Consider the following 11,445-nt stretch of genomic DNA (forward strand, 5'->3'; position numbering starts at 1 on the left):
CGAACGCTCCTACGATCCGAGCCCGTCCAGGTACGCCCCGACCGCCGCGCGATAGGCCTGCTGAGCCTCCTGCTGCTCGAGGAGCCGTTGCTCCCACGTCAGGAGGCTGGCCTCATCGAGCCGGCGGAAGTAGTCGTCCCTCGCCCGGGCCTCGGCGCGGTTCACCTCGTTCAGCGCGACGCTCGCCGCGAGCACCTGGTCCTTCGGCGCGCGCGCGCGTCCGTTCGTGACGGTCCCCACTACGTCGGCTCCTCGCGCTCCGCCCAACCGGCCGGCAGATCGAGGGGGTCCGGCGGGATCCGGATCCCGGGGTTGCGCGCGTCGGCCCCCTCGGCCGTCGCGCCCGCGCGCCGGAACGGCCTGCGCGCCGTCGGCCGCTCCAGCACGGCCACGACGTGGTGCGTGTTCACGAACGTGATCGTGTCGCCGTCGAGCAGCGCCACGAAGTCCGAGACCACGCGGTTCAGCTTGTCCAGCGCACGGTCATGCGCCTGCTCCGTCCCGGCGCGCAGATCTCCCGTCTCGGCGGGTCCGACGGACAACGCGACTTCGACGGGGACCAACCCGGACGCGTGATCGTCTCGGGCGGCGGCGGCTTCGCCGGGATCCACGAGCCGCGCGCTCACGACCGCCGCCTTCCGGACGAGCAGATGGCGATCGGCGATCGCGATCGGCAGGTAGCGCTCCGCGACGTCGTTGAGCCTGTCGATGAGGCGCTCCTGCGAGCCGTCGGCTCGACGCAACGCGAGGTACGCCTCCCCGACCAGGGACCTCCCGTCCTGGAGTCGAAGCTGCACTGGAACCCGTCGACGGGGGACATGCAGGGGATCGGCCATCGGCGCCTCCACCGAAGCTCGGTCGACCCTCGGGCGTCCCATGGCCGCGTTCGAGATCCCCTCGCCGTGGCGCTCGGATCGCCGGCTCCGAGTGAGACGGCGACTCCCGGAATCTAGGCAATCTGCCGCGCCGTGGCAAGCGCCGCGGGATGCGCGAATGACATGTCCGCCCGCACGCGCATCCGTCCAATGCGGCTTGCGCGCTGGGCTCGCAGGTAACCCGCCACCGCGTCGAAGCCGAGGTCGCCCCGATCCAAGACGCCTTCACGTTTCGCAGGCGTGTCGGTCGAGGGCCCCGGCGATTCCTGAGCGCCTTCGCGGGGCCGGTCGATCCCACCCTACACCGGCGGAAGCGGCTCGGGCGCGTCGTCGATCGAGAGGATCGCGCTGGGCGCCTGGAGAGGAACCAGGAGCGTCTCGTTGGCGCCGAAGGTGAGGTTCCCGCTCTGGAGCGTGAGGTTGACGCCGCCGAACAGGGTCACGGCGACCGCGACGCGAGCCGTTTCGGGATGATTGTTGGGGTTGGTCGCCGAGAGCGTGACGGTGTCCCCGGAGACACCGCGGACCGACACCTGGATGTCCGACCAAGCCATGTTCCCCTCCGTGCCGTGCCGGACCCGGCGATTTGCCGGAGCCGACCGCTACTTCGATCGCCCCGATTGGGCGAGCAGTTCCCGCACGCGCTGGGACTCCGGTGTGACGGCGTCGGTGAAGCCGACGTGATACGCGGCCGACTCGAACTCCAGTCTCGCCCGTTCCGGGTCTCCGGATCTGCTGAGGATGTCCCACAGGTAGTAGTGCACGTAGAAGCGGGCGACGCGGTCGTCGCGCTCGATGGACTCCGCGAGCGCCTTCTCGAGGGTGCGGATCGAGCGGGCGTGATCCCCGAGCAGGGCGTGAGCGCGGGCTTCGTCGATCTTGCGGTGGGTGGCGATCCGCTGCAGGTCGTGGCGCAAGGCGTGGAATCGGGCGGCCTGAGCCGTGCGGAGCGCGAGGGCCGCGTCGCCCTTCGCGAAGCAGATGCCCACGCGGGTGCCGAGGGCGCGCCCGTATCCGGGTTCGTCCTTCGCGCGCCGGAACGCCGCGAGCGCGCGGTCGATCGATGCCGAGGCCGCCGCCAGTTCGCGCCGGACGAGCAGGATCCCCGCGCGCTCGTGGAACACCCAGCCCCGCTGCTGGTGCGCATCCGGGGCCAGGTGGAACTCGGCGCGTCCCAGAAACGCGAGGGCCGCCTCGAGCCCTCCGAGCCAGTGCCAGGCGATCGCGGCCTGGAGCAGCGCCGGCACGAGCAGGTCGTGTTCGACTTCTCCCGACAGCAGGTCGTCGAGCAGATGTTTCGACAGACGGTGCTTCCCGAGCGAGCTGGCCGTGACGGCGAAGGCGACGGTCGCCTTCTGGCGCAACGCTTCGCTGCCCCCTTCGCAGCGCGCCCGGAAGGCGATGAATGCGGCCAGCGATTCGCCGATGGCGCCGCGCCGCCAGGCGTCGGTGGCGATGCGGTAAAGCGCCGCCGGGTCCGTTTCCGAGGGCGCCTCGCCCGCCATGTCCTCGAGGTCGAGCAGATCGCCGGCCGCCTGGAGCGGGACGTGGTAGAGGCGGAGGAGTTGCTGGAGCCGCTTGACCCCAGGGTCGAGGATTCCCTGCTCGATCCGCGCCAAGGTGCTGTAGGGAATGGGCTTGCCGGACTCCGCGGCGAGGCCCGCGACGGCCCGGAGGGTCAAGCCCAGCGACTCCCGGCGACGTTTCAGCAGGTTCGCGACGGCTGGCGACGCAGCGATCGGTCGGCTCGGCACGCTTAGGACAGTACGACCAGTTGCTGCACGTCGTCAACAAATGTTGCTTGACAGCAACACGGTTTCGACGTTCTATTCACGGCAAGGAAGTGTGATCGATGCCCCCGGGGGCGACTTCTCGAGACGACCGGCGGAAGGTCGGCGGTTGGCGACCGACGCACGGAGAACGAACCGACGGAGCGGGGTCGACGTGGTCGACATCTGGGAGTTCTATCGCGACGACGAGGGCTATCGCTGGCGCCGCTTGAGCCGCGCCGGCTTGGAGCTCGGAACGTCGTCCCGCGCGCATCGGACCGCCGAGGAGTGCATGGCGGAAGCGAACGCCCACGGGTTCGTCCGGAGCGAGCTCGGGACACCCGCGCGCGGCGCTACCCCGCCGGCCTCACGTTCGCGTTCAACCTGAAGAGGTTCGTCGGGTCGTACTTCTTCTTCAGCGCCCGCAGTCGGGGGAGGTTCCCCTGGTAGTTGGCGTCCACGTAGCGCTGCGGCTCGTCGGCCACCTCGTTCGTGTAGTAGCCGTCGGTGAACGGCTCGAGCCTGCTCCAGTACTCCTTGACGTAGGCGACGTGCGGCGCGCCGTCCCGCTCCATCGGCCACGAGACGACCGCGAACATGTTCGCCCGGGATTTGCGGTGCGGGAACGCGGTCGCGTCCGGGGCGACCCTGCCGATGGCGCCGCCCGAGTGCTGGAAGAACACCGTCGTGGCACGGTCGGCATGGGGCGTGAAGCCGCCCGCGATCGCATCCACGAGCGCGCCGGGGAAGTCGTTGATGAACCCGGATTTGAGGTACTCGCCGTCGTTGCGAGGATCGGTCCGGTCCCAGCTGCGCTGGAGCGCGACGTAGTCGACGGGCTTGACCGTGTCCTTGAGCGGCGTGCCGAGCTTGCGAAGCGGCGCGAGCGCCTTCTCGGCGTCGGCCGCGCGTCCGGACCAGCAGGCGTGGAACACGAACGCGCCCTCCTTGCCGCCGGGCGGGGCGCTGATCGCGGCGTCCAGGTAGAGCTCCTCCGGCGCCGCGAGGCTGAGCTCGGCGTAGGCCGCCAGCAGCTCGCGCGCGCGGACGATCGGGAACACGAGGTCGCCGCCGACGACCAGGCGCTCCATGGGATGCAGCCCGAACTCGAAGCCGGTCACGACGCCGAAGTTGCCGCCGCCGCCGCGGATCGCCCAGAAGAGATCGGGGTTCTCCTTCGCGCTGACGCGCAGCAGCTTGCCGTCCGCGGTGACCACCTCCGCGCCCGTGACGTTGTCGAGCGCCAACCCGAAACGCCGCGCCAGTCGCCCGAAACCGGCCCCGAGCGTCAGCCCGCCCACGCCGGTGTGCGACACGGTGCCTGCGGTCGTCACGAGCCCGAGCGCCATCGCCTCGTGATCGAGCTCGCCGAGGAGGCTGCCGCCCGCGACGTAGGCCGTCCGCGCGAGCGGATCGACGCGCACGCCGCGGAAGCGTGAGAGGTCGATCTGCATGCCGCCTTCGCAGGTGGACTTGCCGGCGTAGCTGTGGCCGCCGCACTTCACGGCGAGCAGCAGGTCGTGCTCGCGCGCGAAGGTCACGGCGCTCCTCACGTCCGCGCAGCCCGTGGGCTGAACGACGAGCGCGGGGTGCTTGTCGATGGAGGCGTTGAGCACGCGCCGCGCCTCGTCGTAACCGGGCTCGCCCGGCAGGATCAGCGCGCCGCGAAGGCTGTCCCGGAGCGCTTGCACGGCGGATTTCTCGAGCACGGTGGCCGTGCCGGCGCCGGTCACCGCCTGGAGATCCGTGGCGATCGGCTGCAAGGCAGCCAGGAGGCGGCCGTAGGGGAGCGAGGCCCCCACCGCCGCCGCGAGCGACGAAAGGAAGAAATCGCGCCTGTCCATGGATCCCCCCTCAACCGTGATTCGGCGTTGTCGCCGGTCCGAACCGGCGCAGCATACGCCTGCCGCTCCGGAGGCGAGCGGGATTCCGCGACGTCCGGATCGGCCCGCGGCAGAACGGCGCCGTCACGCGGCAAAACGCCGGCGCCGGGCGCCGGCGCGGTGGAGGATCGCCACCCCACGCGCGGGAGGGTTCGATGAAGACGTCGACGGTGCTCATCGCCGCGGTCGTTTCCTGCTTCGGCCCGATTCCCCACGGCGCCGCCGCCGCGGTCGGGAACCCCGTCCGGCTCCTCTTCGACCTCGCCCATGGCGAATCGCCGCCCCCGGGGCCGATGGAAGCCGTCGCGGGGAAACTCGGCATCGAGATTCGAACCACCAGCCGGCCGCTCGAGTCGGGCACGCTCGCCGATGCGCGGATCCTCTATCTCCGGGCGCCGTCGAAGGCCTTCTCCGCCGCGGAGACGCAGGCCGTCGTCGCGTTCGTGAAGGGCGGGGGATCCTTGCTGCTGGTGCTGGACGAGGAGCGGCGACAGTCGCTGGAGGGTACCGGCGTCAACCGCCTGATCGAGCCGTTCGGCATCCGGCTGACTCCCGACACGGAGTACCTGCACAACTGCGGCGGCATCGCCAAGGCCGGGGAGATCCACCCGGCGGACCGAGAGTTGCCGTTCAGCGGCGGCCGCGCCGTCGAGGGAGGGACGCCGTTCGCTTTCCAGCTCGACAAGGACGGCAAGCCCGCGAGGCCCTTCGGGGCGTACCGGCGCCTCGACAACGGAGCACGCATCGTGGTGCTCGGCGAGGGGATGGCGTCCTTGTTCCTGGGCGTGCCCGAGGGCAAGAGGCTCACCGGCGTTCCCAACGACCCGACACGGACGACCTATTGGGGCAAGGACAGCGCCGTCTTCATGGAAGAGCTGCTGAGGTGGCTTTCGCGGTAGCCGTACGGGCCTCGGACGCAACCGACAGGGTCGCGCCGAGGGTGCGGCGGATCCGAGAGGATCCCCCGCGCCCTCGGCGTGCCCATCGGATCAGAGAAGCGACACCGCGCGGCGCACCGCGTCGTGGAACTCGTCCACGGCGGCGGCGTAGCTCCCCGCGGCGAGCAGCTCCGATCCGAGATCGATGTCCTGCTGGATCGTGGCGAGTTGCTTCGCCTCACCGGAGGTCGGCGGGGTGTTGGCGGCGATCGCGTCGGCCTGAGCCTGCGCCGCGACCGAGTAGGCCGCCAGGGCGAGCGTCGCCTGGAGGCCGTCGTGATTCAGGCCGGACGCGAGCTCCGCCGACGCGAGCTCGTCGATCGCGTCGCCGAGCTTCACGACCGCCGCCTCGCGGTCGCCCGCGTCGAGCTTGTCGATCGCGCCGCCTCTCGACGAGCCGTCCGGGCTTCCGAGCAGGGCGTTGCGCGCGTCGAGGAGGTCCCTCCGAGCCGCCCCCGAGGCGTTCGCGATCAGGACGTCCAGCTCCTCGACGACGTCGAGAATCGCGGCGCGGGCGTCGAGGACGCGGATCGTGGCGCCCCACGTCGACAGGCCGCCGTCGTCGTCGAAGAGGTTGAGCGCGGCCGCGAAGTAACCCGGGGTGAAGTACGCGTGCCGGTCGCCGACCCGGCCGGTGACGCCCCCGGTCGCCTGCGCGAACGCGTCGAAATCCGCGTGCTGGGACACCTGCCCGTCCCCCCAATCGATGTGCGCCGACTGGGTGTCGGGGACGCCGGGATCGACGAAGGTGGCGGAGAGCTTCACGGGAACCCCGATGAGGACGAAGTCGATGTCGGTGCCGAAGACACGACCGGCCGCGTCGGTGACGGCGTTGCTCGTGAAGACGGGGGGGACGTTCGTGACCGTCAGCACGGTGGCGTCGTAGCCGTTCCGGTCGTCGGAGGGTTGGTGGACGCGCACGCCCAGCGACGCCGAGGTCGGCCCGTCGAGACCCGCGGCCGAGTAGGGAACCGACGCGCCGGCGACCTCGTAGGTGGCGTCCCCGTTCATGTCCCACGCGACTTCGAGGGTCGCAGGGTCGTAATACGCGTCGCAGTCGGGGAAGAACTGCGCCGAGGTGATGACGTCGTCCATGTCCTCCCCGCCGTCGTCATCCAGGACGTCGTCGAGGTTCCGGAGCAGCTGGAGCTCGCCCGTGCCCGTCAGGGTCTTGACGTGCGTGCCGGGGAAGCTGTCGTCCATGTAGTCGTCGTCGTTGAGCCGGATGGTGCAGCCCACCGGCGCGAACCAGCGGACCGAGGACACCTGGTCGGAGAAGCCGTCGGCGAAGGGGTTGTTCTTCGCCTCGTCCAGCTGCTTGAAGTCGTCGACGTTGTCGAGGGTCCAGTCGGGGTAGTCGAGCACCAGGTAACGGTCGTCCCGGCTGTAGTTGCGATCGGCGTAGAGCTGAACCCAGGCCTTGGTGCGCGGCGGGGAGGCCACCGCGGTCAGGGTCGCCGCCGAGCCCTCGGGAACCGAATAGGGGCCACCGGAGACGACGGTCGGATCGTAGGTGGGACTGAAGGAATGCACCATGTCCCGCAGGCGGAACTCGGCCGTCTTGACCGTGCCGCCGGGCCCATCGTTGTCGTGCTCCACCGCGTAGACGATGAGCTCGCCGGTCGGGCTGATGTACGTTCCGGCGGCCGCGCCGAAGTCGGCGATCTTGGTCTCGAAGACCAGCGCCCCGTCCGAGGCCGCGACCGCGTCGACGTGTTTTTGCGTCTCGCATCCCAGGCCGAACGTCTGGCCGTCCCAGCTCACGCGGTAGAGGTCGATCATGTCGTCCCCGAAGATTCCGGGGAGGGCGTTGTCGTTGCGGGTGGCGAGCAGGAAGAGGGGCCCGTCCGGGCCTCCCTCGCGGATGAAGCTCAGGTTCTGGTGTGCGTAGTCGAGGGTGCCTCCCGCGGGCCAGCTCCAGACGTAGCCCTCCGGGTAGGCGTCGGTCGGCGGAAGATCGATGCAGTGCGGGACGATGTTGGCGTCGGTCGGATGCCAGGTCACCTTGTGGGCGAAGCTGAGCCCCGGGTCGCGCAGATCGGTCGTGCCGTCTTCGCGGTTCGGGTTCGACTCGTAGACCTTGATCGCCTCGCCCGCCTGACCGGTCACGATCATGAGGTAGATGCCGTTCGGCTGCCGGGTGATCGCGACCACCCCCGCCGAGAACGTCTCACTGGCCTGGATCGGCACGCTGGAGAGCAGTCTCGGATCCTCCGGATCGCGAACGTCGAGGAACAGGATCCGGTTGAGGTTGGCGTCGGCATCCTCGGCGGTGTAGGGCTTCTCGATCGCCACCGCGAGGACGTCGCCGAGCATCTGCATGCCCCCCGGATGGCCGTAGCTCGGCCAGCCGTTCGTGCCGTCGAGCGTGATCGTCCGGACGACGACGTCCTCGGAGGGGGGAACGCTGTCCTCCGTCTCCTTGTTGCGCACGATGCGGTTGGAGCGCAGCCGTTCGCCGTCCGTTCCGCGCGAACCCATCCGCACGATCTGGATCGTTCCGGGGCCGTCGCCGACCTCGGTGCACGGGATGTTGCCGCACCACGTCAGGCAGATCGGTCCGGGGAAGTTGCCGCTCTTGCTGACGAAGAGATAAGGGGTGCCGGGGCCTTCCGAGCGGACGACTCCCTGGTAGTGGTAACACATCGAGGGATCGGGGGAGTCTCCGATGTGCCAGCCGAGCGCGTCGGCGCGCGCGGTCAGGCCGTTGACCTGTCCGACGACGTCGGGTGGATAGTAGGACTGGGAGTCCGCCGCGGCGTCGACGCCCACGAGCGACGCAAGGACAAGGGAACAGACGAATCCGAATCTCATGGTTCCTCCAGGAGCGATCGAGGGTTGAACGATTCCGCCCGCGCTCGCGGCGCGGCGTTGGGCCGGCAATGGGCTCCTACGTAGGAATCGACACACCCCGCCACGGTCCCGCGGGCGCGGGAGGCTTTACGCTCGAAGGAGGTGCTGCGGCCCCGGGCGTTTCTACTGCCGCTTGATCTCGAACTTCGCGCCGGAGACGCCGAGGCTCCATCCCTCCCCGGTGCCCGCGAGCGCGAGCTGCACGGTCCCCTTCGTGAGGACCTGGGCGGAACTGGACTTCACCGCGCCCGCCTCGGCTTCGGCGGATCCGTACGCGCCGAAGAGCTCGTTCACGTCGGTGACCTCCGAGAACTTCCCCTTGCCGTTGGAGATCTCGGTCTTGCCGAAGGTGATGCCCCCGCCGGTCACCTTGATCCGGACCGCGAAGCTCTGGCCGTTGTCGCACCGGATCGTGCCGGAGCCCTTCGCGGTCTTGTAGACGGCCGACCAGCCCTTCAGGTTGAACGTCATCTCGCAGTCGACCCGCGTCTGGGCGAGCGCGGGCGCGCTTCCCGCGACGATCGCAACCGTCGCCAAGGCCACTCCCAGCATCCCCAAGGTCGTTCGCATCGCGGTTCCCTCCGGAAAACGTGGATCGTTGCGCCGCACCCTCGCACCGGGGTGCCGCCGGAATCATACGCTCGCCGGACGGCCACGATCCCGACGTCCCTCCCCGCGGACCTTTCGGACACGGTTATATAGTCCGCGCCACGTGAGCGACCGGCCCGTCACGAACGCACGCTCCCGGCGCCGGGCCGGACGCCTCGGCTTCGCCGACGTCCTCCTCCTCGCGGTGCCGTTCCTCGCGATCTTCCCGCTGCGGAACAACGACCTCTGGTGGCATCTCGCCGCCGGCAGGCTCATGGTGCGCACCGGGTCGGTGCCGCAAGGCGACCCGTTCTCGTTCACCGGTTTCATGGGAAGCTGGATCGACAACGAGTGGTTGTCCCAGCTCGTGCTGTACGGGGCATTCCGGGCCGGCGGCAATCTCGGGCTCGTCCTCCTTCGGATCGGCCTCTACACGCTCGTCTTCCTTCTCATCCGGGAGTGGCTGCGGCTCGGGCGAGGTCCCTCGGCGTTCCTTCCATCCCTCGCCGTCGGGATCGCCCTCTCGTTCGGCTGGTGGGAGCTCCGCCCGTCGCTCTTCTCGATCCTCGGGACGCTTTCGCTCGTGGCGATCCTCGAACGCATCCGCCGAACCGGCCGCGGATTCGCGGCGCTGCCGGTCCTCTTCCTGGTCTGGGCTTCCGTGCACCCCGGGTTCCTCTTCGGGGCGTGCATCCTCGTCGGGACCGTGGCGGCGCTGTACGCGGAGCGGATCCTGTCGGACTGGCCGAAGTGGACGGGTGAGACGGGCGTGCCGACGCGGCTGGCCGCGTGGACGGGGGTTGCCGTCGCCGCGACGCTCGTCAACCCCTACGGCTGGAAGGTCTACAGCCAGCAGGTCGCGATCGCCGGGAACACGGCCTATCGCGCGCTCCTCGACGAGTGGGCGCCTCCGGGCTCCGCCTTCCTCGCACTCGTGCTCGCCACCCTCGCGGCGCTGATCGTCCTTCGATTCCGGCGCACCGCGCCGGCGAGCCTGGTCCCGATCCTGGGCGCCGCGATCCTGTCGACGACCGCGGTGCGGTTCGAGGAGTATTTCGCGCTGGTCGCCGTACCCGGCGTTCTCCTGCAGATCGGCGGGAGCGGGCTTCGCCGCCCGCGGATCGTCGTCCTCGGCGCGCTCCTCGGCGCGAGCCTGCTCCTCGGGCTCCGATCGCCGCTTTCCGAAGGATTGGGTGAAGGCCACCCGTCGTCGACGACCATCGACACCGTGGAGGCGCGCGTCGACGCGCGGCTGCGGCGGAATGCCGTCCTCGTGGCCGGCGTGCTCGCCGCCTCCGCGCTCGTCTCGATCCGCGGGGGACGCGCGCGCGGCTGGCCCGGGCGCCACGGCCGCAGCCGGGCGACGGTGGCGGTCCTTGCCCCGGTCGTCGCGGTCGCCGCGTCGGTCGCGTGGGTTGCGCCGCGGGTCGGTCGGGTTCCCGACGATTACGTGGAGGCCGGTCGTTACCCCACGACCTGCCTCTCCGCGCTCGCGCCGGGAGCCCCGCGGGTCTTCAACCGCCTTTCGTGGGGGGGCTGGCTGATCTGGAAGGCCGACGTCCGGACGTTCGTCGACGGACGCTGCTGGGGGCAACCCATCTTCTTCGAGTACCAGCGCTGCCACACCTCCGCCTGCCCCGCGCTCCTCGACGCGTATGGGATCGATCGGGTGATCGTCGCGAAGTCCGATGCGACGACACGCGTCCTCGCGTCCGATCCCGCGTGGCGCCTGACCTGCGAGGACGCCGCCTCGGTCGTCTTCGCGCGCGACCTTCCTCTCCGCGCGCGGTGAAGCAGGCCCCGGACCTCTCGCCGGCCGCTCGAGGGGATGAGGCAGCGACCCGACGAGGGTCCGGAGCCGACCCGCCGGCGCCGCGTCTCGGGGGATGCCTGCACGAGCGTGACGAGGGCTGGGGTGCCGCGGAACCTACGTCGATTGCTCCGGCGACGGAATCCCGCATCGATCGAAGTGGGTTGCGCGCTCGCAACCCCCCACGCTCCCGGGGAGGCGTCCTCGGCCGATCGCGACCTTCAGCACCTCGACCGGTAGACCGCGAAGGCCACGACGGCGGTGGAGTTCGTCTCGTTGTAGAAGAAGACGCGGTAGCGCGGGAAGGCGACCCGTTGCGTCTGCTGCTCGGAGACGAAGATCGCGTTCTGGTTCGGCCCGACGGCGAACTTGACCTCGACCGCGAACACGATCTGACCCTCGTTGCGGAGGAGGTGGAGGATCCGCGGGTCGTCGGGGACCAGCAACGCGCCGAGGCGCCCCCCGTTGGGGACGCTGTCCTTGAACTCTCCGCCGAAGCTGAAGGTCATCTGCGCGAAACCGTCGGTCTCGATCTCGCCCGCGTCGAGCAGGCGCTGCGTGTCGCTCTTCGGGATCGGCGGAACGGGGACGGAGGCGAGCGCGACGAACCACGGCGATTCCTCCGCCGCGAGCGGGACGAAGGAGACGACGGCGAGCAGGAGCACGGCGGCGAGCCTGCGGATCAAGCGGCACCTCCGATCGGGGGTTCACTCTCCTGGAGCGGCGCCA

General features: G+C 70.2%; 10 protein-coding genes. 2 read left to right on the forward strand and 8 right to left on the reverse strand.

The genetic code is table 11. From position 1 onward, the window contains the following. Positions 1-9: 9 nt before the first annotated feature. From VF139_06080 to VF139_06100, 5 genes are all read right to left on the reverse strand, one after another. Positions 10-240, reverse strand: coding sequence for a hypothetical protein (locus VF139_06080; GenBank protein ID HEX6850956.1), 231 nt, complete (start codon positions 238-240; stop codon positions 10-12). Then, complete coding sequence (locus tag VF139_06085) at positions 240-836, reverse strand: hypothetical protein (protein HEX6850957.1); 597 nt, start codon at positions 834-836, stop codon at positions 240-242. The genes VF139_06080 and VF139_06085 overlap by 1 nt, the downstream gene beginning before the upstream one ends. Before the next feature lie 338 nt (positions 837-1,174). Next, entirely contained in the window at positions 1,175-1,429 is a 255-nt protein-coding gene (locus tag VF139_06090) for a hypothetical protein (GenBank protein ID HEX6850958.1), read from the reverse strand. Between the two features lie 48 nt (positions 1,430-1,477). Beyond that, positions 1,478-2,629 carry a helix-turn-helix transcriptional regulator gene (locus tag VF139_06095; protein ID HEX6850959.1) on the reverse strand — a complete coding sequence of 384 codons (1,152 nt, stop codon included), beginning with the start codon at positions 2,627-2,629 and terminating at the stop codon, positions 1,478-1,480. A gap of 368 nt (positions 2,630-2,997) precedes the next feature. Next, the gene (locus VF139_06100; GenBank protein HEX6850960.1) at positions 2,998-4,488 is read right to left on the reverse strand and encodes an FAD-binding oxidoreductase; all 1,491 of its coding nucleotides are present in this window, start codon (positions 4,486-4,488) and stop codon (positions 2,998-3,000) included. Positions 4,489-4,682: 194 nt separating this feature from the next. On the opposite strand from VF139_06100, the gene VF139_06105 reads away from it, so the two are divergent. Then, complete coding sequence (locus VF139_06105) at positions 4,683-5,426, forward strand: hypothetical protein (protein ID HEX6850961.1); 744 nt, start codon at positions 4,683-4,685, stop codon at positions 5,424-5,426. A 90-nt stretch (positions 5,427-5,516) separates the two neighbouring features. Here VF139_06105 and VF139_06110 read toward each other — a convergent pair whose 3' ends face one another. Both VF139_06110 and VF139_06115 read right to left on the reverse strand, forming a co-directional pair. Next, complete coding sequence (locus VF139_06110; GenBank protein ID HEX6850962.1) at positions 5,517-8,279, reverse strand: hypothetical protein; 2,763 nt, start codon at positions 8,277-8,279, stop codon at positions 5,517-5,519. A gap of 162 nt (positions 8,280-8,441) precedes the next feature. Further along, entirely contained in the window at positions 8,442-8,888 is a 447-nt protein-coding gene (locus VF139_06115; protein HEX6850963.1) for a hypothetical protein, read from the reverse strand. 142 nt (positions 8,889-9,030) lie between these two features. On the opposite strand from VF139_06115, the gene VF139_06120 reads away from it, so the two are divergent. Further along, positions 9,031-10,698 carry a hypothetical protein gene (locus VF139_06120; GenBank protein HEX6850964.1) on the forward strand — a complete coding sequence of 556 codons (1,668 nt, stop codon included), beginning with the start codon at positions 9,031-9,033 and terminating at the stop codon, positions 10,696-10,698. Positions 10,699-10,937: 239 nt separating this feature from the next. Here VF139_06120 and VF139_06125 read toward each other — a convergent pair whose 3' ends face one another. Next, complete coding sequence (locus VF139_06125) at positions 10,938-11,402, reverse strand: hypothetical protein (protein ID HEX6850965.1); 465 nt, start codon at positions 11,400-11,402, stop codon at positions 10,938-10,940. Positions 11,403-11,445 lie beyond the last annotated feature (43 nt).

The sequence above is a fragment of the Candidatus Polarisedimenticolaceae bacterium genome (genome assembly GCA_036376135.1).
GTDB lineage: Bacteria > Acidobacteriota > Polarisedimenticolia > Polarisedimenticolales > DASRJG01 > DASVAW01.

Coding starts and splice junctions, on each gene's coding strand:
- VF139_06090 (HEX6850958.1), bottom strand. CDS start 1,429: ATGGCTTGGTCGGACATCCAGGTGTCGGTCCGCGGTGTCTCCGGGGAC.
- VF139_06085 (HEX6850957.1), bottom strand. CDS start 836: ATGGCCGATCCCCTGCATGTCCCCCGTCGACGGGTTCCAGTGCAGCTT.
- VF139_06105 (HEX6850961.1), top strand. CDS start 4,683: ATGAAGACGTCGACGGTGCTCATCGCCGCGGTCGTTTCCTGCTTCGGC.
- VF139_06100 (HEX6850960.1), bottom strand. CDS start 4,488: ATGGACAGGCGCGATTTCTTCCTTTCGTCGCTCGCGGCGGCGGTGGGG.
- VF139_06115 (HEX6850963.1), bottom strand. CDS start 8,888: ATGCGAACGACCTTGGGGATGCTGGGAGTGGCCTTGGCGACGGTTGCG.
- VF139_06110 (HEX6850962.1), bottom strand. CDS start 8,279: ATGAGATTCGGATTCGTCTGTTCCCTTGTCCTTGCGTCGCTCGTGGGC.